At 58.2% G+C, this 25628-nt stretch carries 8 protein-coding genes; 3 read left to right on the forward strand and 5 right to left on the reverse strand.

Translation table 11 applies throughout. The annotated features are described in order from the left end of the window. Positions 1 to 329 precede the first annotated feature (329 nt). Both pssA and rapA read left to right on the forward strand, forming a co-directional pair. Positions 330 to 1139 (forward strand): CDP-diacylglycerol--serine O-phosphatidyltransferase, encoded by an 810-nt coding sequence (pssA, locus tag J3U88_RS22490; RefSeq protein ID WP_207861238.1) that lies wholly within the window; start codon positions 330 to 332, stop codon positions 1137 to 1139. A gap of 125 nt (positions 1140 to 1264) precedes the next feature. Beyond that, positions 1265 to 4159, forward strand: coding sequence for an RNA polymerase-associated protein RapA (rapA, locus tag J3U88_RS22495; RefSeq protein WP_207861239.1), 2895 nt, complete (start codon positions 1265 to 1267; stop codon positions 4157 to 4159). A gap of 682 nt (positions 4160 to 4841) precedes the next feature. Here rapA and nadB read toward each other — a convergent pair. The 3 genes from nadB to nadC all read right to left on the reverse strand — a co-directional run bounded on the left by nadB (position 4842) and on the right by nadC (position 8400). Next, a complete protein-coding gene (gene nadB, locus J3U88_RS22500; RefSeq protein ID WP_207861240.1) occupies positions 4842 to 6458 on the reverse strand; it encodes an L-aspartate oxidase in 1617 nt (538 codons plus the stop codon). A gap of 81 nt (positions 6459 to 6539) precedes the next feature. Continuing rightward, on the reverse strand, positions 6540 to 7511 hold the full coding sequence (gene nadA / locus J3U88_RS22505; RefSeq protein ID WP_207861241.1) for a quinolinate synthase NadA: 972 nt from the start codon (positions 7509 to 7511) through the stop codon (positions 6540 to 6542). 4 nt (positions 7512 to 7515) lie between these two features. Beyond that, entirely contained in the window at positions 7516 to 8400 is an 885-nt protein-coding gene (gene nadC / locus J3U88_RS22510; protein WP_207861242.1) for a carboxylating nicotinate-nucleotide diphosphorylase, read from the reverse strand. A 751-nt stretch (positions 8401 to 9151) separates the two neighbouring features. Between nadC and J3U88_RS22515 the strand changes: the two genes are divergently transcribed. Then, the gene (locus J3U88_RS22515; RefSeq protein ID WP_207861243.1) at positions 9152 to 11383 is read left to right on the forward strand and encodes a beta-propeller fold lactonase family protein; all 2232 of its coding nucleotides are present in this window, start codon (positions 9152 to 9154) and stop codon (positions 11381 to 11383) included. Between the two features lie 69 nt (positions 11384 to 11452). Here J3U88_RS22515 and J3U88_RS22520 read toward each other — a convergent pair whose 3' ends face one another. Further along, entirely contained in the window at positions 11453 to 17401 is a 5949-nt protein-coding gene (locus J3U88_RS22520; RefSeq protein ID WP_207861244.1) for a PKD domain-containing protein, read from the reverse strand. A 2076-nt stretch (positions 17402 to 19477) separates the two neighbouring features. Beyond that, positions 19478 to 24463 (reverse strand): PKD domain-containing protein, encoded by a 4986-nt coding sequence (locus J3U88_RS22525; protein ID WP_207861245.1) that lies wholly within the window; start codon positions 24461 to 24463, stop codon positions 19478 to 19480. Between the last annotated feature and the right edge of the window lie 1165 nt (positions 24464 to 25628).

Raw genomic sequence — 25628 nt, forward strand, 5'->3', positions numbered from 1 at the left:
GAGGAGCGCACGCATCTGGACAGGAGACCCTTTTGAATTACGCCCCGCGAATGCCCTGCTTGGACAAGCCCCGACACGAGGCAGCGAACCTTCGACGCCGCCAGGCTTCGTCAAAAAGAAGGTCGGTGAAAACCGGCGCCCGTATGAAATCGGCAATGTCGTTCCCATCTTGGAGCCTTGACCGTAAAACAGTGGTACCACCGAGTCGAATAAGGTAGAGTGTGTGGCACGGTTTTTTTGCGCCACGCCGTCCTTTTTCGCAAAAAACCGCGCGGCGCAAGGTTTCCACACCTTATCCAGCACAGGTCTCATCGGTCGAGGTTCCCTACATGGTCGGCAAATATCGCCGCAGACGTAACGTCAAAATCATTTTTCCCAGCACCATCACCAGCTTCGCCATGGTTTTTGGGTTCATCTCCATCATGCTCGCCGCCAACGGCGACTTCGTCAAAGCGTCCTACATGCTGATGCTTTCCATGGTGATGGACGGCCTCGACGGGAAGGTCGCCCGCATGACCAACACGGCCAGCGAGTTCGGCATCCAGTACGACTCACTGTCCGACCTGATCGCCTTCGGCCTGGCCCCCGCCTTCATTTACGCGCGTTTCGTCGTCCACGCCCAAGGCATCGACCGCATGTATTACCTGTTGCCGATGATGTTTATGGTGTGCGGCGCCATTCGTCTCGCCCGCTTCAACATCACGGCCTCGATTTACGGCAAAACCCACTTCACCGGCCTGCCGATTCCGGCCGCATCCTTCGCCCTCATCCTATGGCCGCCCCTGCTCAACTGGGCCCCCCAATCCGAGATTCTCACCAGCCTCGGGGTGGTGGAGCACCTCACCCTCCAAAACCTGTTCCCCTATTCCATCGGCCTCATCGTCTTGCTGAGCTGGAGCATGATCTCCACGCTTAAATTCGATACACCCGGCGGATTTTGGTTTCACAAGTTCCCCAAAAAATGGATGAACTGGGCGGTTATCGCCGCGTTTCTGTCCCTCAACATTTGGTTCCACTTTTCGTTTTTCTGTCTGGCAATCGCCACCTATTATTTGTTGTTTATGTACGCGCGTGCCTTCTACGAACGCGTCATCAAGCAGCAAGCTCCCCCGCTCGAAGATGAGGAGAACACCGCCTAGTCGGCACCCTCGCATCCCGGCCGCCGCGCTCGAGCTTTTTCCGCGTCGGCCCCACCCACACACCGTTCCCAAAAAAGCGCGGTGCATACCGCACGCGCGCCGGAAACACAACCGCAGGAGGATTCATGTCGGATTGGGTAGTAGGACAACGTTGCGCCAGCCAAGGGGAACCCACCCTCGGCCTGGGCATGATCAAAGAAGTCGGGCCGCGCAACATTACGGTCTTTTTCCCGGCATCCTCGACCCAACGGATCTACGCTCGGGACAAAGCGCCGCTGAAACGCGTCCAGTTTGAAGTGGGCGAAGAAGTTCGCGACAACCGCGGCGGCGGCTTTACGGTCATTGAGGTCAAAGAACAAAACGGCATTTTGTTTTACCTCGGCGAAGAAGGCATCCTGCCCGAAACCGAACTCGACCACAACTTGGTTTACAGCCGGCCCGAAGAACAACTCCTCGCGGGCCAGATTTACAAACCCAAAGAGTTCGATCTGCGCGTCAGCGCCTGGGAAGTACGCCAACGCAGCCTTTCCTCCACGTGCCGCGGTTTCGTCGGCGCCCGTATCGAGTTGGTCCGTCACCAGCTTTACATTGCCCAGGAAGTCGCACGCCGCTACCATCCGCGCGTCCTGCTCTCCGACGAGGTCGGCCTGGGTAAAACCATCGAAGCCGGCTTGATTTTCCACCAAATGTGGACCACGGGCCGCGCCAAGCGCGTGCTCTGCCTGGTCCCCAACCACCTGGTCAACCAATGGCTCACCGAGCTGTACCGCAAATTCAACATGCTGTTTAACATCATGACCGCCGGCCAGGCGCGCGAACTTGCCAAAACCCACCCCGACACCAACCCCTATTACAGTTTCCAATGTGTGCTGCAAAGTGTCGACGAGGCGGCCCACAACCAAGAACTGCGCGAACAGGTGGTCGAAGGCGATTGGGACCTGGTTATTGTTGATGAAGCCCACCACCTCACCTGGTCCCAAGAAAAGGTCTCCAAGGAATACCAACTGGTCCAAGATCTGGCCAAACACGCGGGCGGGATTTTGCTGCTCACGGCGACCCCCCGCCAGCTCGGTCTGGAAAGCCACTTCGGCCGCCTGCAACTGCTGGACCCCGACCGTTTCAACAATTTTGAAGCCTTTAAAAATGAGGTCGAGCTTTACGGTGAACTGGCCAAACTGGCCGACCAAGTGTTGGAACAAAAAACCGACGGCTTGGCCGCCACCACCGAACAATTGTTCCCGAAAGACAGCGCCCTACACGAGCAGGCCAAAACAGCCGAGGCGGGCGACGAAGCCGAGGGCAAAAACTTCCTGCAATCGCTGATTGATCGCCACGGTACCGGCCGCATGGTGTTTCGCAACCGCCGCAAGGTACTGGAAGGTTTCCCGCGGCGCATCGTCCACCCGATTGCGTTGGAAAGCAACCGCTACTACGAGGACTACCTCGACGTCACCATCCCACTCATTGACGATAGGTTCGAAGGGCAACGGGTGCTCGCGGGCGCGCCGGCGTTCCAATCAAACGAGGTCAAGATGGACCTCACCGAGGCGGCCAGCTTGCTGCAACGCGCTTGGCGCCAAGACCCACGCCTGCTGTGGTTGATCGCCTTCCTGCGCAACCAAGAAGAAAAGTTCTTGTTAATCTGCTCCAACAAGGTGGTGGTACTGGCGCTGCAAGAAATGTTGGCGCTGGCCAAAAACATCGATCTGGCCGTGTTCCACGAGGACCTGAGCCTGATCGAACGCGACCGCCAAGCGGCTTACTTTGCCAAGGAAGAAGGCGCCCAAGTGCTGTTGTGTTCCGAGATCGGCAGCGAAGGCCGCAACTTCCAGTTCGCCCACAACCTGATCCTGTTCGATCTGCCACTGAACCCGGCGCTGTTGGAACAACGGATCGGCCGCCTCGACCGCATCGGCCAGCACCACGACATTCAAATCCACGTTCCCTACGTGCAGGGTTCCCCCCAAGAGTACCTGTTCCGCTGGTACCACGAGGGTTTGGACGCCTTCGAACAACACTTGATCGACGGCGATTACATCTTCGAGCACGTGCGCGACGAAATCTTCACCCTGTTTACGGCCCTCAAGACGCCGGACACGATCAACGCCTTCATCGAACGCAGTCGCGTGTTGGCCAACGAGGTCAAGCAACGCATTGAACAGGGGCGCGACCGCCTGCTGGAACTGCACTCCTTTAACCCGGACGTGGCCGATGAACTGGTCGAGGAAATCGTGGAAATCGACGACAATCTGGAGCTCAAGGACTTCATGGACCGCGTCTTCGACTTGTTCGGGGTCAACGTGCATGACGCCGACCATCCCGACAACCAGTACGTGCGCCCCAGCTCGCACATGTTCGTCGAGTCCTTCCCGTACTTGGGCGACGACGGCATCGAAATCACTTATGATCGCGAGCAAGCGGTGATCCGCGAGGACGTGACCTTCCTCAGTTACGATCACCCCATGGTCCTGGGCGCCATCGACCTGATGTTCGCCCACAAACGCGGCAGCACCTCGTTCTCGCTTTGGAAGAAGGCGCCCGAGCCTGGGATTTTGGTCCAATGTTTGTTTGTGTTGGAGTCACCGGTCAACGAGGGCGTCGCCCTCGAAGAGTACCTGGCCCCGCTACCGATCCTGATCGCGGTCGACCAAAACCAACAATTGCGTCCCGATCTGCTCGAGGCACTAAAAGAAGTCAAGCTCGACAAAGGTCCGATGGCCACACTCCAGCAGCAGCGCCAAGCGCTGGGCGACATCCTCGCCAAGTTGATTGAGGTCGCGGAAGAAGAGGCCGAGGCCATCGCGGTCGATCACCGCCACGAGGCGGAAGACCGCGCCATGAACAGCTTGAAAGAGGAATACCAACGCTTGATGGCCCTGCGTAAGCTGAACCCCAGCATCCGCGAGGAGGAACTGGCGTTCATTGAAGAACGGTTGAACCTGATCGTGGATCTGTTGGAAGAGTCGCGCCTCCGCCTAGACGCAATTCGCATGATCCTGATGGTTCCCGATCGAGGATAACCCGAGGATCGTCCCCATCAAACGCCCAACTTGGAGGCGGGTGATCCGGCCGGTTTCCCCACGCACACCCGCTTTGGATGTGGGCGATCCGGCGCCCCTCCGCACACGCCGGGTTTGCATGTGGGCGATCCGGCGAACCCCCATCACACGCCGGGTTTGCATGTGGGCGATCCGGCGAATCCCGGCGGGATTCGCACACCGTCATCCGTGGACCACAAAAAATTTGAACCGTGCGCCGGAGGCGCGCGTCAACCGGCCGCGCTGACGGCGCTTAGGCGCCGAGGGCGCCGGCGATTTCAGCCCAGATCAAAGGGTTGTGTAACAACCGTTTGCTCTGGGTCCTCAGGAGTTCCCCTCGTGCAGACGCTGAAGGCGTCGGCCTCACAACCCGCAACCGATTCGCCCGGCCCCCGCGGCGCTGCACACCCACAACACCTTTAATTCCAGTCCCTTCAGGGCATTCCCACCCGTAAACACCGAGCACCCCGGTACAGGCATTCGAAGCCACGGCACCATCCACGTCGGGTACCCTACAGCCCTACGGAACGTTAGGCGGCAAAAGGGCCGCCCTATCCGGCCGCATCCACCATTCAAACCGCCAAAAAGGGACACCGCCGCGTACCAAAACCAGGGTTCACCGAAAGGATCCTCTAACCATCCTGAAAAAAGAATCCTCAAACCATCATCGAAACAGCCCGTGCCGGTGCAACATCAAGCAGGTATCCTGCGCGTATTGTTCCAAGGTTTCGGGATGGTCGACGTTGTAGTGCAAGCCGCGGCTTTCCTTGCGTTGCGCGGCCGAGCGAATGATCAACTCGGCGATAATGGAAATGTTGCGCAGTTCAATCAGATCCTTGCTGATGCGGAAGTTCCAATAAGAGGTTTCAATCTCTTGGCGCAGAAACTCAATGCGGCGAATTGCGCGGTCCAAACGTTTGTTGGTGCGCACGATGCCGACGTAGTTCCACATAAACTGGCGTACCTCTTTCCAGAGCGGCGAAACCAAGGTCTCTTCGTAGGCGTCGGAGGTTTCGTGGTACACCCAAGGCGCAATGTTGCGCGGCGGCTTAATCAGCTCGGTTTCCCGAAGCTTTTCAATAAATTCAAACGAGGTCTTCGCGTATACAGCGGCCTCCAACAAGGAGTTACTCGCCAAGCGGTTGGCGCCGTGAAGCCCGGTGTTGCTGCACTCACCACCCGCGAACAAGCCCGCGCAACGGGTGCGGCCGTGTTGGTCGACGCGTAATCCACCGCACAGGTAATGGGCGGCCGGAACAACCGGAATCATGTCCACGCTGATGTCAATACCGAGGTCAAACAGCGTGTCGTAAATATTGGGGAAATGATCCTGGAGATGTGGCTTGGGGAGGTGGGTTAGGTCGAGGAACACGCTGCCGTTGCCGGATTGTTTGATCTCGCGGTCGATGGCGCGCGCCACGACGTCGCGAGGTGCCAGTTCCTTGCGTGGATGGTAGTCGGCCATAAAAGCGCGACCGTTTTTGTCGCGCAAAATGCCGCCCTCGCCGCGGGTCGCCTCGGTAATCAGGAAACGGTTGACCTCGTGATGGTAAAGAATGGTCGGATGAAACTGGATAAACTCCATGTTTTCCACCTCAATGCCGGCACGGTAGGCCATGGCAATGCCGTCACCGGTCGCGGTGCGCGGATTCGAGGTGTAGGGATAGACCTTGCCGATCCCGCCGGTGGCCAAATACACAACGGAGGCGACAAAACCTTTAACCATGGACGTTTGGCTTTCGAGCACGTAGGCGCCGATACAACGGGTGTTTTCGTTAATCGATTTGCCGCCGAGCTGGTGCTGAAAAATCAAGTCGATGGCCATGTGGTCGGGGAAAATGGTGATGTTGGGTTCATTGCGAACGGAAGCAATCAGCGCCCGCATGATTTCGGCACCGGTCGCGTCCTTGGCGTGGACAACGCGATTGTGGGCGTGGCCGCCCTCGCGGTGCAGGCTGAGCCGCTCACCATCACGGGTGAAATCGGTGCCCCAGGCCATCAGGTCCTCGATGATTTCGGGACCGCGCTCGACGACCATCCGCACGACGGCCTCGTCACACAGGCCGTAGCCACAATCAAGGGTGTCTTGGGTGTGGGATTCAAACGAATCCTGCTCGGCGAGCACCGCGTTGATGCCGCCCTGCGCGTACTGAGTCGACGACTTTTGGAAGCTGTCCTTCAGCAAGACATTCACCTTGCCCAACTTGGCGGCGCGCAGGGCAAACGACAGACCGGCAATACCGGCGCCGATCACCAAAAATTCCGACTCGAGTACGTCCATGATGTTCCTTTCTTGAGTAGCTTGAACGGGACGGTTCCGGTTCAAGTCGGCGGCAACGAAGGGGCCGTCGCCGCCCACGGCTTATTTACTGCGTTTCAACATTTCCAATAACGGCAACTCGGCCCGAGCACGTAAGCTTTCTTCCATGTGGATCTCGGGTGCGCCGTCGCGCAAGGCCAGGTAAACCTTTTCCATCGTGTTCAATTTCATGAAGGGGCACTCGTTACAACTGCAGGTTTCGTCGTCGTTGAGCGCGGGGATAAAGGTTTTTTCCGGTTCGTTCTTTTTCATTTGGTGGATGATGCCGGCCTCGGTCACCACGATGAAGGTATCGCACGCATCGTCGGACACGAAGTTGAGGATCTTGCGGGTGCTGCCGATGAAATCGGCCTCATCGAGAATGTCGGGTGGGCACTCGGGGTGCGCGACAACCTTGGCGGCGGGATGGGCCACCTTCAATTCGATCAGCTTTTTGTGGCTGAAATTCTCGTGGACGATACAGCTCCCCTGCCAAAGAACCAGGTCCCGTTGCGCTTTCTTCTGTACCCAGGCGCCAAGGAACCGGTCGGGCGCAAAGATGATAGGCTGCTCGGCGGGAATCGAGTTAACGATGTCGACGGCGTTGGTGCTGGTACAAATAATGTCGCTCAACGCTTTGATCTCGGCGGTGCAGTTAATGTAACTGACGACGAGATGGTCGGGATGTTTGGCTTTGAAGGCGGCAAAGGCGTCGGGCGGACAGGAGTCGGCAAGACTACAGCCGGCGGCCATATCGGGAATGAGCACGGTTTTGCTCGGGTTGAGGATTTTGGCGGTTTCGGCCATAAAGTGCACACCCGCGAACAAAATGCGCTTGTGGGTTACGGCCTGTGCGCGCCGGGCAAGATCCAAGCTGTCGCCGATAAAATCAGCGATATCCTGAATGTCACCTTCCTGGTAGTAGTGGGCCAACAAAATGGTGTCGGTCTCTTTTTTGAGTCGTTCAATTTCCTCGAAGAGGTCCAGACCGGGATCGATGCGTGGGGTCGATCCGGTTGCAACAGAAACGGTCATGAGCTTAATCCTCGCTTATCAACAAACTGAGATCGGGAGCTTTAATGGAGTGGGTAATCGCACCAATGGAGATGCGGTCGGGACTGTGTCGGCAATAGGCGCCGAGGGTTTCCAAGGTAATGCCGCCGCTGACCTCGATTTGGCTGTCGCCACGGTCAAGGGCGCAGGCTTCCGCCACCATCTCGGGGGTGAAGTTATCGACCATAATCAGCGGACACTGTTCTTCCAGCGCCTCCCGCAATTGCTGCATGGAGGTCACCTCGATTTGGATGGGCACGTCCTTGCGCAGGTTCTGACGCACAAACGCGAGCGCTTGGCGCACGCCCTGCAACTTGGCAATGTGGTTCTCTTTAATTAGCACGCCGTCGCTTAAATTGAGGCGGTGGTTGCGACCGCCGCCGCACAAGACGGCGTATTTGTCGAGATAGCGATAACCTGGCAGCGTTTTGCGGGTATCGAGAATCTGGGTATGTTGGGTGTATTTGCGGGCCTCGGCCACATAGCGATGGGTGGCGTTGGCAATGCCGACGGCCCGTCCTAAGAAGTTGAGAAAGGGCCGTTCCAGCGCAACCAAATCGGCCACATCCCCGCGCCATTCAAACAACGTGGATTGAGCGGGTAGACGCGTGCCGTCGGCGTGGTGGCAGGTCACGTCAACACGTGCACCCGGCCGACGGGCCCGAAACGCGGCGACAATTTGGTGATGCCAGGCGGCGCCGGCCATGGAAACATCCTCGCGACAAAAAAGGCGCGCGGTGGCGGTGCGTCCCGCGAGCGCCAGCACCTCGGCGGTCACATCACCGTCGGGCATATCCGCCGCAAAATCCATTTCCGCCAAGCGGAACGCATCACGGCATACTTCATCTAAATAATCGCAGGCGACAGCCATGGTGTCTTCCTCCCCCTGCCACCGAACCCTGTCGGCGGCCCTGTGCTTTGGTCCAACAACCGAAGCATCGATTCGTCCTTCTCACCAAAAACCGTTCGTCTCTTGGAAACGCGCGGTCACAGCGGGCAGGCCAAACAACCAACACCCACCGATGCCAATGCATTCATACAACATTTCAGTCAAAAAAAGGCGCACACACGGGGTTGCGCCGAGCTGGGTGTAAAGATAACACAAAAAGCTCCACCCGCGATAAAGGCCCGACAACGGCGGCGACCGCCAACCCTGTCACGGCGCGCGGGGCTTCACCCGCGAACCAACCCCATGCTCGGGAAGTTCACAAAATCCATTGTCACCGGCGACACAGACACAAAGCCCCAAAACCAATGCCAAACCACTGATTCAGTGAGCCTTAACCTTAACATGCCACAAGATTTACACGACCACGGCAAAAACGAACAGCATCCCCAAAACGGGCATGGCCATTGCTCCCTTGAGGGCGACGCGGCGCCCCTCGAATCGGCCTTCCTTTACGGAAAGGCCCCCCGCCTACGAATCAAACCCACCGGCGGATCTAAAACGACCGGTTGCGGTCCGGCCCGCGTCCCTTTCTTTGGGTTTCATTTATTCCCCAAAATACGCGTCGTCCTTCCCTATCCCCAGGCGACCTTCTCTATCTTCTTCATGGCTGCGCGGTGCGCTCGGCCCCCTTGGCGGGATCGGCGGCCAACATTCATTCCTTTTAGAGGCCACCATGTTTTTAACACGATTGCTCCTGCTTCTCCCCCTGCTTGCCGGCACCTTGTCTGCCGATTACCAACCCGTTGCCGATTGGCTACAACGCCAGGACGGCGCCTTCCTCCGCGGCGTAACCAGTGTCCAAACCGACCGCGCCGAGCAGTACCTGTATGTCCTCGGCAAGGGTGACATGTCTGATTTTCCAGGAATTAATGTATTCACCTTGCCCGCAAGCGGACCCCCGCACCTTGTGCAAGCCCTGAGTGGGCGCTTGGACGCGCGGGGGCTCGCGGATGCACGGCGCCTGGTGATCAGTCCCGACGACCGACATCTTTACGTGCTCAAGCGTGATGCCAACCGCCAAAACGGGATCGGTGTCTTCACCCGCGACAGCAACAACGGTGAGATCGAAGCGGCACACTTTGGGCCCGGCTACGACCACGGCATCTTTGTTTTCAACGACCGGGGAGACCGGGTTTTTACACGCGAAAACGGCAGGCTGTTGGTCCTGGAACGAGATCTGGACAGCGGACGGCTCAGCCCGCTTTACAGCTATCCCACCACGGCTGAAACCCCTTTCGCTTGGACCGATATCACCCACGCCCAATGGTTGCCCGAACAGCAAATGCTGCTTGTCTATTCACCCTTGGACACGGATCTCGCCCTGATCCAGTTCAACGAAGACGGTGAAAAAACCGGGGTGCGCGCCATGCGGGTCGACCCTAATTTTTTAATCGTTGGACACGACTTAACCCATTGTGAATTCAGCCGCGACGGGCGCACGATCCTCCTCGCGGGTCAGCCGCGCCGATTGATTTATCAACTGTACCTCGATTTGGATCGGGGTGCGATTATCGACTTTCGCGCAACGGACCTGGGTCCATTTGATCACTGGGGTGGCGAATATTGGGACCGTTATACCCACACGGCATTCCATGAAGATCTGGGTTTGCTCCTGTTGTTTAAGAAAATGGACGCCAAACCAGATGTGGTGGAGATCGGTTTCCCTTTCGCCCCCAACGAACCACGCGCGCACATGGGCTTCGCGAGGCGCGGTTATTTCCAAGTGGATTTTTTTCTGCGTGACGGCCGCTTTGTCACCTTTCCCGACCTTGGGATGATCGACATTCTCAACCAAAGGGCACCTGGAGCCGCTTACGAGGTGGTCCAGCGTTATGACCAAACCGAACAGGACCGCATCGTTTACGGACCCTGGGACCTCGCGATCGCACCCAACGGAATCGACGTTTACATTGCAACCATGGACTCAGGCTTGTACCACGCACGGCAAAACCCAGAGACCGGCGCACTTACGGACAAAAACCACATCACCTGTCCGTTCTCTGATGAGGCCGGGGGCACGATGGACCATTTCTTCCAGCAACTCGAACTGACGGACGACGGCCGTTTTCTTTACGTCCAAAACCAACGCGCAATTCGTGTGTTGCAACGGCACACCGAACGCGGGGATTTGGCGCTTATCCAACGGGTGGAACTGCCATTTGAGCGCGAAGCCGAGTATTTCGAGGTCATGGCCTTCACCCTTACGGCGGATCAGCGGTGGCTCTTGGCCTTTGACAGTCGCGGGCGTATCGTCGCGTACCGTCGGGATCCCGAATCCGGCCGCTTAACCCACGACCAAAACCTCGACCCGGGGTTCGACACGATGACACCCATTTTCGATGCGAGCAGCTTCGCGTTGACGGACAACAACACCCTGTTTGTCTCCTATTCAACGGGGGAAGTGGTTCTTTTTACCGAGGAAGGCGAGGCAGGCTGGACCAAAACGGGGACCATCACCGCTTGGCCGAGTCCGGTTCAGGGGAACGACTTGCACGCGCTGGACTTCGACGCCCAACGCGGTCAGTTGTGGCTCAGAGATTTCGAGCAATGCCACGTGTTTGACTGGAATGCAACGCGACAAACCCTAACCCACGTGGACAGCTTCCGGTTCGTCGATTCCGACATGAATCCCATCGCGCCCATTGGTTCCCTGTTATTTGATGAAAACCGCGTCTTTTTCGGCTCACTAGAAACACCCTCGGTTTTTGTTCTGGAACAGGCAGCCGGTCGACGAACGCTGATCCAACGCATCGACGATAGCCCGAACGCCATCGATTTTTTACGCGGCATTCGCGCCTTGGCCGTCAACCCAGTCGGCGGCCAAGTCTTGGTAGGGGCCGAGGAGAGCCGGCGCGTCACGGTGTTGGCCCCAACAAACGGAGATCCAAGCGAAACCGAAGAGTAAATCCAGACAGCTTGGGACCCGAGGGGCGGCGCTTCGATCAGCGCCGTCCCTTTCTGGTTTCAGGGTCTGTTAAGGCAGGGTCGTCAAGTTCAACTGGACGGTGCCCTGCTCGGCGTCGACCGCGTCGACCATGAACAAGAGCACCTGACCGGCGAAGTCTTGGGCGTTGCCGTGGGTGAACCGCGAGTACAGGTTGGCGCCGCTAATGTTGTCGGAACAGTCCAGCAGGTCGCGGTTGGCACACATGTTGGCGAGCGCACCGGGTTGGTTCACGCGGTACACCTGCAGCACGGTATCGCCGATGGGATCATTGATGTTGCCGGGAAGGGTATCGATGGTGAAACCGACCGCGGGGACATCCTCGGGGAAACGAATCGCCCACCATACCTCGGGGCCGTCGAACTCCGGTTTACAGTTGGGCAGGATCTCATTGGTGAACCCCACGTTGGTTTGAATCACCGAGTCATCCTCGCTGACGCCGGGAACCCAACTCAGCAAGGTGGCGTTGTTGCACAGATTCGGCGGGGTACTGGTATTGACGGCAAGGTACACATCACCGTCGATCACGGTTCCCAAGGAGTTGTCGGGGAAACGCTCCTGAACGGAATAGGTAAAGTGGTCGAAACCGACAAAGTTACGGTTTTGGTATTGGACGACATCCGCGGCGGCGAGGCTGACACCCAAGTCGGAAGTCGCCGGGACGTTGATCAGTTCAAGGCTGTCCTCGTTGCCGTCGAAATCGTTGGCGAGCACGTCCAGAATTTGAAAGGGCCCCACGGTGTACACGAAGTAGTCGTCGACCACGGTCGGCGGTTGGTTGCGCACCAGATGCGGCGCATTGAGGATTTCCACCATGCTGTCGATTTCACGACCGCGCACGAAATCCGCGCAATCCTCGGAACCCGGCTGCAAACAGTCGGTAATGGCGGTCTCCGGCCAATCACGCATCGAGAACATGAACTCTTCCGGGAGAATCATGGCCGCGCCGACACCGTCGAGGACCACGTTGTTGGGGTCGGTGACGCGCACGTCAAAGGGGAAGTATCCGTAGTCTTCAACACGGTTGGAGTTGGGGTTTCCATTCGGGTTAATGAAGTTGTAATCATAGAAGGTGCGCGGGCCGTCGGTCTCGGTAGCCACTTCCACGGTACCCAAGGCGGGCTGGGTCTGCAAACTTTGCAGGTGCAACCCATTGTCGACCGTGTCGCGATCCGCGACCAACGCACGGTTCGAACCCCACAGGGAACTGCCGGGCGGCGTGTACACCACCAGTTGCAAGCCACTCGGCGGTCGGTTCACCCGTACATTCACCACCGCGGGTTCGGCGTTGGCCAAGCCGTAGTTGTCGTAAACGTTCATTTCTACGCGCCGGATCAGTTCGGGCACGTTCATGTCGTCTTCGAAAAGGATCAAACCGGGATCCTCGGTGCCGACCACATCTCCCGGATCGGGGCAAGGCGGTGACGCACAAATTTGCTCACCGTCGAAATCCCAAACGAACCGCAGCGATTCGCCGCCTGGGAGATCGTCATCATTGCCCTCGGCTTCAAACACCAAACCCTCGCCCAGGTTCACCACGGGCGCGTCCTGGTCCGGCGAAACAATCTGACCGGTCGGACGCGTGGTCGAGGCGATGGTCAAGGTACGCGTGGTGGTCCCACCAAAACTATCGCGCACGGTGAAGGTGACCGGGAACTCGCCGCGGTTGGTGAATTGTACGTCGGTGCCGGCGGTATTCGCGGACCCCAATGCACCGAAATTCCAGTTTAGGTTCAACGACTCAGGTGCCTCGTCGGGCAAACCGGAAAGCGGGTTTTCATCGCTTACGGAGACAAAGAAATCCACGGTGCTCCCCTGCTCCACGGGCAGCAAACCACCGTCCTCCACGCCTGGCTCGAACAGATCGATGCTGGGTGGGTCATTGACGGTAATGATCCGTGTGGCGGGTTGGCGCGAGGTCAAACCCAAGGCGTCGGTCGCGGTAAGGGTCACGGTAATTTGGCCGGGCTGGAGGAATTCGATCAGACCGGGTTCCAAATCGGAACTGTCGGGCACGCCGTTCATGCCGAAATTCCAGTTGGCAACAACCGGGTTATCGCCGTCGGTATCGGAAACGGTCCCCGCGAAGAATTGGGATTCACCGGGATTCACGACCAGGTCCAGCTCGGGTTGGGTAATCACGGCGTCGGGATCGTCATTCACCCGGAACGCGATGCTGTCCGGTTCCAAGTCGGCTTGGCCGCGGTCATCCGTAACGGTCAGGGTCAAGGTATAAGTACCGATGGTGTCGAGGTTAAGCACACCCGGTGCCGCACCTTCGAACGCCTGGTTCACGCCCGGTCCGGTGAAGGACCAAGCGTAGGTGAAGCTGGTGTTGGCGGGCAAGCCGGACAGGGTGTTGGGATCGCTTGCCTCGGCTTGCAAGGTCAGTTGATCGCCCAAACCGGCGATCAGTTCACCGTTGTTATCGAGCAATTCGCCAAGCACGGTTCGGTTGATGGTGCCCTCGGGCGGATCGTTCACCACCACGGTCAAGGTGTCGGGCGACAGGTCGGCCAGCGTCATGGTATCGGTCACCGTGAGCGCGACCGGGTAGCGGCCCGCATCGGGGAAGGTGATGGGGTCGGTGGTCGGCGTGGCAAACACCTGATCGGCGATATCGAAATCCCAAGCGTAGCTGTAGGGGGTGGAGTTGTCGGGATCGGAAACGGAAGCGGTAAAGGTCACGGCCTCGCCGGGGTTAATCACCACTTCCTCGGTTCCCGGTACGGTAATGGTGCCGTCGGGACGTTCGCCGACGGTCACGGTCACGGTTTCCGGGGTGTCGTCAGGTACATCGAAGCCGTCGCGGACCGTAAGCGACACGGTAAAGGTGCCGGTATTGTTGAAGGTCACCGAGCCGGGCTCGGCCTGATCGCTGGAAGGGGCCACCCCGCCAAAATCCCAGGTATAGGCCATGCCGGGGCTGATGTCGCTGTCGGAATCGCTGCCCTCGCCGCGGAAGGTTACGCTTTCGCCCACGCCGATCACCACGTTTTGCGCGGGTTCGAGAATGGTGCCTTCCGGGCGGTTGGTGACGCGCACGGTGACGGTGTCGGGTGTATCGTCCTCAATCGCGAAGGCATCTATGCCGGTGAAGCTGACGTTGTAGACGCCCGGCGTGTTGAACGCGGTGGCACCGGGCGATTCGACCGTGCTGCCGGCCGCGCCGCCGTCAAAGTCCCATGCAAAGGTAAAGGGCGTGCTGTTGTCGGCGTCGGTGGTCTCCGCGGTAAAGTTCACCGACTCACCGGTAACGATGGTGACCTGGGGCTCGGCCGGGGTCAGAATGGTGCCGTTCGGACGGTTGGTCACGTTGACGGTTAACCCGGGCGGATCCTGGTCAGCAATCCCGTAACCATCGGTAACCGTGAAGGTTACCAAACCGCTCCCAACCGAATCGAACTGGAGTTCGCCAGGCGATTGGTTGGTATTGGTACGACCCAACAAACCAAAATCCCATAGGAAGGTATGCGGGCTGTTGTTGTCCAAATCGGTGAAAGCACCCTCAAAACGCAGCGTTTCGCCGACGGCGACCGCAATCGAAGCCGCGGTTGTCGGCGCGATAATTTCACCGTCGGGGGCGTCGGTCACACGCAGGGTTTTGCTAGGCGGGTTTCCGTCGACCAAGCCGTAGCCGTCACGCGCACGCATGGTGACGGTAAACTCGCCACTGGTGCCAAAGGTCGCATTGACAGCGGCACCGTTCATGGCCACGGCCGCGCCGCCGAAGTCCCATTCATAAGTGAGCGAGCCGTTGTCATCAGCGTCGGTGGCGGAAGCCGCGAAGGAGACGGTTGAGCCGGAGATCACGGTGATCACGTCGTCGGCGGGGGCGGTAATGCTGCCGTCGGGTCGGTCGGAAACGCGGATCTGACGGGTGGCGGGCGTGGGATCCGCGGTGTTGAAGTTGTCGCGTACGGTAAAGGTCGCGGTGTAACCCCCGTTGGTGTTGTAGGTAACGGCGCCCGGATCTTCAAGGGTACTGGTGGCGGGATCGCCTCCCGGTAACGCCCAATCGTAGGTGAAGGTGGCGCCCGCGTCGGGATCGCCGGCTTGACCGGCAAAGGTTACGGATTCACCGGTCCCAATCACCACGTCCGCGGCGGGCTCGGCGATGTCCCCGTTGGGGAAGCTGTTCACAACGAAGGTGATTTGCGCGGGCGTCGCGTCGGGAACGTTGTATTGGTCGGTGGTGGTTAAGGTGGCGGTATAAATTCCCGGCGTGCCGTACTGGCGCGAAAAGTTTTGTTGGGTGACCGTGTCATCCACACCCGGTCCTTGGATCCGCCAGGAGTAAGCGAGCGGTACCGCATCGTCGGGGTCGGTCCCCGTCCCCGCGAAGTTAATAAAGGAAGCGACTTCCAGCACCTCGTTGTTCAGCGGCGCGGTAATGCTGGAATCGGGGGGTGTACTCGCGGTGACACGAACGGTGGCCGGCGTGCTTTGCGCTCCCATGTCATCGGTGGCTTGGAAGGTCACGTCGTAAATACCCGCGTTGGGGAAGGATACGTCACCGGGATCTTCCACGTTGTCGGTCCCCACCCCACCGTCGAAATTCCAGGCGTAGGTGAGAGAAACCGCGTCGGTGTCAACGACCTCACCGGCAAAGTTCACGGTGGTATTGGGTTGAATCAGTTGATCGCTGTTGGGGGTGACGATGGTGGCGTCGGGTCGGTCATTCACGTTAACGGTGATGACCTCAGGCGTTTGGTCTACCACACCCAGGCTGTCGCGCACGGTAAGGGTCACGGTGTAGGTACCCGGACCGGGAAACAGGAAGCCGGAAACCGGATCGCGCGGTAAATCGGTTTCAAAAGGGTCGATTGCAACCGGACCGGTGAAGGACCAGACAAAGGTCAGGTCGTCAGAGTTGGGGACCAGGACATTGTCTTGGTCGGTGGAACCGCCGGCAATGAGATCAATGGGATCGCCCTCGTTGATGTTAATGACCGGGCCGGCGCCGAGCGAGGTGGTCAAATTCCCCACCGGTTCGTGGCTGACAATGACCTCGCGTGTCAGCGGGTTGTTGACGGTGTCGGCGGCGACACCCAATAAGTCCCATCGGTCCCTTACTTCCAGCGTAAAGGTATAAGCACCAAAATTCGACAAGGTCACGGAGCCGGGATCTTCTGTTGATTCATCAGGCGCCGCCCCCGCCAAGCGCCAGGTATACTGAGCGTTTCCGGGCCCGTCAAAAATCGAGCCGTCGGCATAATCGATATCCGTAACCGTACTTTCGAGGTTAATGGTTCCCCCGGTGGGAATGATGGTGGGTGCGCCGGCATTGAAAGCCGGCTGGTCAATCGTGACCTCGGGTCGGTTGGCAACGACCACATCGATTTGTTCGGCACCGCGTGTGATCACCTCGACACCGTCGGCATCGAGGTAGGTAGCGTCGACAATAACCCGGTAAATCCCAGAAGGCGTGAGTTCTTGGCGACCCGGATCTTCCCCGGGGAACCGGAACAAGCCTTGGTTGGGCGAGATATAGTCACCCACGACCCACTCAATCTCGTAAAAATCCGCGGGTTCACCAGATGGAACGGGAATGGTGGAAGAAAAGGAGTGCCATTCATCGGGCGAGGCATCGGCCGCGACAACGGCTAAGCTACCCGGTGTATCGATTTGGATGTCAGGGACAACCGTCACGGTCATGGTATCGGTGGTAACAGTGCTCCCGAAGAAGTAGCGAACATAGGTAATGGTAAAAGTCCCAAGGCGGTTAAAGGTACGCGTGTAAGGTCCGGCGTCGTCAACATCCGTAAGCGGCGCGATGCCCGAATTATCAAAATCCCAGTCAAAGGTATTGAAGATACTGGGGTGGCGGCCGTCAAAAGTTAAGGATGAGCCTAAAGTGATAAACTGATCGGCCCCATTTTCGGGCTCGGTAATTTGCGCAAGAGCGGCACTCGTCGAAACCAGGACCGCAAAAATAAAGAAACGCAACGTATCGGATCTTCCGAGAGTGTGCATCATTCGTTGAACCACCAAGGCCAAGCCTCCAAAGCAACCATCTGACACGGCGGGCTCTCAGCGCTTTTTCACCAAAACCCGTTTTTCGCCAGGAATATATTTTTCTCGCGCCGCCAAAGCGAAGTACCCATCGACGGTCTATTGGCAATTAGGTTAAGCATTCCCGAAACCGACGCATCGCGATTGTTCCCGTGGTAATCAACGGGAGTCATCTTGTGAAACGCGCGGTTGTATAGCATAGAAACCCGGGGCGTCGGGCCAATGGAACGGCCCGCGAAAACCGGAGCCTGATCAAAACAGTGCAGCATCTTAAAATAGACGGCTGTACCGAAACCAGACTGAAAACGCCTGGATTATATCAAATCAATGTCCTTAAAGAGGCTTTTTTGACGAGATCGCGGGTATACCCAGCCCAATTGCGCCGTTTTTTCGGAAAAAGCTGTGTACCGTGGGCGCGCGTTAAATCGCGGTGATGGGTACGAAACACCCGCACGGCTTTGCCGTGCCAACGGTTTCCACGCCGCGGCCTCATCCGATACGCACCGGTTTTGAACCTGTCCGACACACCGACCTTGACCCGGTAACCCGTTACTCGAGAACCCCTTGCACCTGTCTGTCACCACCTTGTCCCCTTGCACCTGTCTGTCACCGCCTTGTCCCCTCCCCGGTACGCCTTCAGCGTACTTCGTTCCATCCCTGCTAACCCAGGGTAGGCACCCGCCTGCTTCGCGTCGGGTGCCTACCCTGGGCTAGATTCCGGCACGGCGTTGCCGTGCCAACGGTTTCCACGCCGGCGTCTCATCCGATGCGCACCGATTTTTGAACCCATCCGACACACCGACTTTGACCCGGTAACCCGTTACTCGAGAGCCTCTTGCACCTGTCTGTCACCACCTTGCCTGTCTGTCACCGCCTTGCCTGTCTGTCACCGCCTTGCCTGTTTCTCACCGCAATGCCTGTTTGTCACCGCAATGCCCGTGCATCACCGCCTTGACCGTCTGTCACCAGCGTTCAAAAATGACCCCGCGGTTCCTACACCCCGTTGCCCAACTTGTCCCAATGACGATATGGGACGCCGGCCCGCTTACCGGTGGCAGGGTGAAGCCCTGCCGGATTTCAGCCCAGCGTTGGCCAAAGGCGCACGGCATGCCTTTGGCCAACGCTGGGTTCAAACGCCACCATGGCTTGCGCTCTGAAGGAGCGCCGGTTCATCCCGTGCACAACCAACACCTTCCATCTACCTGTCCCCGCAATTCCCCGGTACGCCTTCAGCGTACTTCGTTCCTTCCCTGCTAACCCAGGGTGCGCACCCGCCTGCTTCGCGTCGGGTGCGAACCCTGGGCTAGATTCCGGCACGGCGTTGCCGTGCCAACGGTTTCCACGCCGGCGTCTCATCCGATGCGCACCGATTTTTGAACCCATCCGACACACCCACTTTGACCCGGTAACCCGTTACTCGAGAGCCTCTTGCACCTGTCTGTCACCGCCTTGCCCGTGCATCATCGCCTTGCCCGTGCATCATCGCCTTGCCCGTGCATCATCGCCTTGCCCGTGCATCATCGCCTTGCCCGTGCATCATCGCCTTGCCCGTGCATCATCGCCTTGCCCGTGCATCATCGCCTTGCCCGTCTGTCACCAGCGTTCAAAAATGACCCCGCGGTTCCTACACCCCGTTGCCCAACTTGTCCCAATGACGATATGGGACGCCGGTCCGCTTACCGGTGGCAGGGTGAAGCCCTGCCGGATTTCAGCCCAGCGTTGGCCAAAGGCGCACGGCATGCCTTTGGCCAACGCTGGGTTCAAACGCCACCATGGCTTGCGCTCTGAAGGAGCGCCGGTTCATCCCGTGCACAACCAACACCTTCCATCTACCTGTCCCCACAATTATCCCCGCAATTATCCGCTATCCGCTACGACCCACCTATCCCCGCAATTACCGTAGTCTTCGGATTCACCACCATTTCAGCGCCTCGCCACGGCCGGCGAGAACCACGGACTTACCTGCACGCCCAATAAAAAAACCGGGGATGCGTCACAAACTGACACATCCCCGGTTTTCCGGTTCGAGCGATTAACTATTTAGGGATTGCGCGCGGTGGTTCTCAAGTTCAACCGAACCTGGCCGCGTTCGTCACTCACCGAATCAACCATCAACAACAGCGCCTTACCCGCGTAATCCCGCGCGTTACCCGCAAAGCGGGAATACAGGTTGGCACCGCTGATGTTGTCGAAACACATGACTTCCCCCTCGGCGTTGCACATGTCGCCCATCAGGCCCGGTTGATCGATCACAAACACTTGCAGGATGGTATCCCCAACCGGGTTGGTTAAGTCGCCGGGCAGGGTATCGATGGCGAATCCTACATCGGGCACATTTTCGGGGAAACGAACCCCCCACCAAACCTCGGGTCCGTCGAATTGGAGCTTGCATTCGGGGGCAACCAGGTTGCTGTAGGTGGTGTTGTCGGCGGTTTCGGTCGCATCCTCGTGTATACCCGGCACCCAAGCCAGGAGGTTCGCGTTGTTGCATTGGTTGGGTGCGGCGCCCGTGCTCATGGCTAGGTAGACATCACCGGGGACCGCCGCATTCGGTTGATCGCTGAGAAAGTCCTCGACCACGGTGTAGCTGAAGTGGTCAAACCCGGCGTGGTCGGGAACTTGCAGTTCGGCACCCTGGGCAGTAGCCACCAAGGGAATACCAAAACCGGTTGCATCCGGCAGGCCCAAAACCAGGGTATCGTCATTCAGATCCTCATCATTGTGCAAGAGGTTCATCGGTTGGCTTAAGCCGAGGGTGAATGCGAAAAAGTCGTCGCCGACCACGGGCGGTTGGTTTTCGGTGAGGTGCGGCCGCGCCAAGATTTCCAACAGAGTATCGATTTCCAGGCCGCGGTTGAAATCGGCACAATCCGCATCATCTTCGTGAAAACAATCGGTGATCGGCAGCTCCGGCCAATTTGCCATGGTTTCCATAAACAGTTCCGGCAGAATCATGGCCAGGCCGGTTCCTTCGTAGGATGCACCGTTGGGATCGGTGACCGTGACATCAAAGGGAAAAGCCCCGTAATCCTCGGCGCGGTTGGAGTTCTGATTGCCGAGTGGATCGGAAAACTGGTAGCTGTAAAAACGCAGTTCGCCATCATTCACATTGTCACGGTTTAGCGCCCCCTCGGCCGGCTGACTCGGCAAGCCATGCTCGTGGCGATTGCGGTCGGCATCGTCGCGATCACGAACAAAGGCACGGTTGGAACGCCAATTGATGACACCCGGCGGGGTGTAAACCGCGAGCTGCAGGAAGATGGGCGGTCGGTTGACATGAACCGGAATCACGATTTCTTCCAGGTTGGGCAAACCCCAGTTATCGATTACGTTTAGGGTCACCAAACGTTCGAGCCTGGGCACATCCACATCATCCTCAAACAAAACCAAACCGGGTGATTGGGCGCGGATGATATCACCGGGTTCCTCGCAGGGCGGTGTTTCGCACACTTGCTCGCCGTCAAAGTCCCATACGAAGGAAAGTGATTCACCGGGCGGCAAATCGGGGTCGCTGCCGTCCGCATCGAAAACCAGACCCTCACCCAAGTTAACCGTGGGTGCGTCTTGGTCCGGCAGTACCAACTCGGCGACCGGCGGCGCGGTGGAAACAACGGTCACATCGCGTCGGCTTTCCCCGCCAAAGCTGTCGGTCACGCTAAAGGTGATCGGGTAGATGCCGCGCTCAACGAAGGTGCGGCTGGGTGCGTTGGTGGTATCGTTGGGCAGAACGCCGAAATCCCAGAGCAGCTGAAGCGTTGCCGGGTCTTGAGCCGGCAAACCGGAGGCTGGGTTCGTATCCGCAACGGTCGCGGAAAAGTCGACCATCGCACCCTCGGGCACCGCCACCAGTTCTTCAGGCTCGACGCCGTCCAGGTGGAATAAGGTAATCGCGGGCGGGTCGTTGACGGTAATCACCCGTTGCGCGGGTTCTCGCGAAACAAAGCCAAGGGCGTCGGCCGCGGAAAAGGTCACCGTCACCACGCCGGGTTCGGTGAATTGAACGGCCTCGGGTTCGAGTTCGCTACTGTCCGGCAGGTCGTCAATGCCGAAATGCCAGTTGGGCATCACCGGGTTGTCGCCGTCGGGATCGTTCACAACACCGACAAAAGCCAGCGAATCACCGGGGTTGATAATGACGTCCAAATCGGGCACGGTAATCGCCACATTCGGATCCGCGTTTACCCGAAAACGAATTTCGTCAGGTTCCCGATCTTCCTGACCACGATCATCGGTTACGGTCAGGATAATGACGTAATCGCCTGGGACCTCCAAATCGAGTCGTCCTAAATCGGCACCCATGGGTTCAGTTACGCCGCCCGGTGTCTGAAGCCGCCATTGATAAGAAAAGGTGGTGTTGGCGGGTAGACCCGACAACGTATTGGGATCACTTGCCTCGGCCTGCAGGGTAAGAACATCACCTGGCTCGGCGATCAGTTCGCCATGGTGATCAACCAAATCAGCAAGTCCCGCGCGGTTGATAATCCCCTCGGGCGGATCGTTCACCACTACTTCCATGGTCGCGGGCGACAGGTCGGCCAACGGCATGGCGTCGCGCACGGTTAAGCTGACCGGAAACCGGCCCGGCTCGGGGAAGGTGATCGGGTCGGTGGTCGCCGTGGCGAAGCTTTGATCGTCCTCCCCAAAACGCCAATCGTAATGGTAGGGTGCCGAATCATCGGGATCGGAAACGGAACCGGTGAAGGTCAGGTTTTCACCGGGATTGAGCACCACTTGCGGGGTGGCCGGCTCGGTAATGGTCCCATCGGGTCGCCGTCCCACGGTGACCGTCACGCTCGCCGGCGTGTTGTCGTGTACGCCCCAGCCATCGCGAACGGTCAGGCTCACCGGAAAAACGCCGAGTTGGTTGAAGGCGACGGGACCGGGATTTTCCAGGTTACTGTCGCCGGCAACCTCGCCGAAATCCCAGGTATAACCGATCTCGCCGACACTGATGTCGCTGTCGGGATCGACACCTTGCCCGCGAAACACCACCGATTCACCAATGCCGATGACCTGATTGCCCTCGGGTTCGAGGATGCTGCCCTCGGGACGATCAGTCACCCGCACGGTCACCGCGTCGGGGGTATCGTCGGCAATGCCAAAATTATCAAAACTGGTAAAGGTCACCGCAAACACACCGGGCCGCACAAAGGAAACGGGGCCGGGCGATTGATCGACGTTGGTCGTGGCGCCGCCATTGAAATCCCATTCGTAGGAGAACTCGGTGGTGCCGTCGGGATCGGTGGCACGCGCGGAAAAGTCAACGGATTCACCGGTAACGATGGTGACCTGGGGCTCAGCCGGGGTGAGAATGATTCCGTTGGGCCGGTTGGTTGCGTGCACCATCAGGGTGGCGGGTTCGGTATCGACAATGCCCCAACCGTCGGTGACGGTAAAGGTGACGGGCCCACTGGCCGCGGTTTCAAAAAGAAATTCAAAGGGGTCCTGGGTATTCCTGACGCCGCGATGCACCCCCAAATCCCACTGGTACAGGTGCGGACCGTTGTTGTCGGCATCGGTAAATGCACCGGCAAAGGTCAGTGACTCGCCAAGGGCGACCGCAATTTCGGGTCCGCGGGTAGGCTGCACGATGCTGCCCTCCGGGGCGTCACTGACACGGAGCGTTCGCGTGGGCGGGGTGAGATCGCCAAGGCCGTAGCCGTCGGTCGCCCGCAGGGTGACGGTATATTCGCCACTGGTCCCGAAATTGGGTGTCACCTCGGTGCCCTCGAGCGAATTGGCCGCATCGCCAAAATCCCAAGAGAGGGTCACGCTGCCGCCGTCGTCGGTGTCGGTAGCCACACCGCGAAAGGTCAGGCTAGAACCGGAGCGCACCGCGATGATTTCTTCGACAGGCTCGGTGATGGAACTTTCGGGTCGATCCGAGACGCGAATCGACCGTTGCTCCGGCGTGGGGTCGACGGTGTCGAAGTTATCGCGAACGGTGAGGGTGGCGGTGTAGCCACCATTGGTGTTGTAGGCAACGGCGGCCGGGTTTTGCGCCGTACTGCTGCCGGGATCGCCGCCCGGCAAGTCCCAGGCAAAGGAAAACGTGGCACTGGGGTCGGGGTCTTGACCCGCGCCGACAAAGTCGATGGTTTCCCCGGTGCCGAGGAGAACATCACCCGCGGGTTCACTGATCACACCGTTCGGCGCACTGTTCACAAAGAAGGTAACTTGCGCGGGGGTGGCATCCACCGCACCGTACTCATCGGTAGTGGTCAGGGTCGCGGTGACGGTACCCGAGCGCGGGAAAAACACACGTGGATTCGGCGCATCCGAGGTTTCATTCACATCCGGCCCGACAATCACCCAGTCATATACCAGAGCCGCACCGGGATCGGGATCAATGCCGTTGGCGGTGAAGTTGACTGTCGTCCCCACCTCAACAACCGCGGCCTCGACCGGAAAAGTAATCACCGCATCGGGCGGGGTGCTCACGGTAACGCGTACGCTGTCCGGCGCACTTTCGGCCCCGCGATCATCAGTCGCGCGAAAGGTTACGTCAAAGGCGCCGGAACTGTTAAAGGTGACAGGCCCCGGATTTTGGCTGGAATTGGTGGCGGCCCCACCGTCAAAATGCCATTCATAATCAAGAGACATCGCATCGCTATCAACCACATCCCCCACAAAAACCACCGACTCGCCCGGTTGAATGAGTTGGCTTTCGGTGGGTTCCAGGATGGTTGCATCGGGCCGGTCGTTGACAACCACGGTTACCGTTTCGGGGGTTGGATCGGGAACATCCAGGCTATCAACCACGGTTAAGGTAACGGTGTAAGTTCCCGGTCCAGGGAAAACAAAGTCACGAAAAGGATCGCCCGGCGCATCGGTCACAATGGGATCAATTGCAATAGGTCCGTCAAAGGTCCAGTTAAAGGTCAAGGGGTCTGTATCTGCAATAACGCTGTTGTCTAGATCAGAAGAACCACCGGCAATTAAATCGAGGCCCTCGCCTTCATTTATATAAATGACCGGCCCAGGCCCTCTTGAGGTATCCAACACGCCTTCCGGCGCATGGCTCACAATGATCTCCCGCGTTGATGGATTGTCGACGGGATCATCAGCAACTCCCGCCAAGCCCCATGCGTCTTCAACTTCCAGTGTAAGCGTGTATTCGCCAAAAAAATTTACTGATCGTTCGCCGGGATCGGGAAGAATAGAAAAAACACTTGGACCATTCCTTCCTGTAATGATCCAAGAATAGGTCGTATCATCGGGGTCATCATCCAATGGAGAGCCTGGATCATAATCGAGATCGGTAACGGTACTTTGGAAATTAACCCTGGTTCCCGGTTCAATTATCAGGGTCGCACCATTATTGTAAGGTGGCGAATCAATACTCACCCGAGGACGATTGGAAACGGTTATTTTACGTACTTCATCGGCATTCCGATAGATCCGTACCCCATCGGCATCAAGATAATTTACAGTAAATACCACATCATAGGGAGCGGCGCGTGGAATCAACTGCTCTCCCGGGCTTTCGCCAATGAAATCAAAGACATCCCCGTGTCCAACCCTAAAATCACCTACCCGCCAACCAAATTCATAGAACCCTTCGGGTTCACCATCTGGGCGCGGAACGTACCCTTCCAGAACAAGCCGTTCGCCCATAGGAGCATCAACAGCAACCACGCTATCCTGCAAAGGTTGTAGAATTTGCATATCGGGAACAACCGTAACCGTCATCCTCTCAGTTCTGGTAGAGTTATTACTTCGGTGACGCGTGAAGACAATCGAAAATTCTCCCAAACGATTAAAAGTTCGCTCATAAGGTCCCGCGGAGGCGGCGCCGATAATGGCGTCAATTCCTGAATTATCAAAATCCCAATCGTAAGCAATCCCCCCGTGGCCGTCAAAAGTCAAGGTCTGCCCTAACGTAATCGTCTGATCCTGGCCATTTTCAGGCTCAGTTATCTGTGCAAAAGCACCAGAAATCGTAAGCAGCACCAACAAGGAAAATTGACAGATTGCATCCAAGTGCTTTGATCGGGATTTTACTTTTAGAATCGTCAAGGCTGACCCTCCAAAACCACCACCTGACCGCTTCGAGGCAGAGGTGCATGGTCGAAGTTGTAGTGTTTCCTGTTGAGGTGCGTTTGGTCCCCACCGGTTCCGCAACACAAGCGCAACGAAGCAAGAACCACGGTCATTCCTTTCCTGTGCCGCGGGCCCCTCCCTCTACCTG

Source organism: Acanthopleuribacter pedis, from assembly GCF_017377855.1.
Classification (GTDB): Bacteria; Acidobacteriota; Holophagae; order Acanthopleuribacterales; family Acanthopleuribacteraceae; genus Acanthopleuribacter; species Acanthopleuribacter pedis.

Coding starts and splice junctions, on each gene's coding strand:
- pssA (WP_207861238.1), top strand. CDS start 330: ATGGTCGGCAAATATCGCCGCAGACGTAACGTCAAAATCATTTTTCCC.
- rapA (WP_207861239.1), top strand. CDS start 1,265: ATGTCGGATTGGGTAGTAGGACAACGTTGCGCCAGCCAAGGGGAACCC.
- nadB (WP_207861240.1), bottom strand. CDS start 6,458: ATGGACGTACTCGAGTCGGAATTTTTGGTGATCGGCGCCGGTATTGCC.
- nadA (WP_207861241.1), bottom strand. CDS start 7,511: ATGACCGTTTCTGTTGCAACCGGATCGACCCCACGCATCGATCCCGGT.
- nadC (WP_207861242.1), bottom strand. CDS start 8,400: ATGGCTGTCGCCTGCGATTATTTAGATGAAGTATGCCGTGATGCGTTC.
- J3U88_RS22515 (WP_207861243.1), top strand. CDS start 9,152: ATGTTTTTAACACGATTGCTCCTGCTTCTCCCCCTGCTTGCCGGCACC.
- J3U88_RS22520 (WP_207861244.1), bottom strand. CDS start 17,401: ATGATGCACACTCTCGGAAGATCCGATACGTTGCGTTTCTTTATTTTT.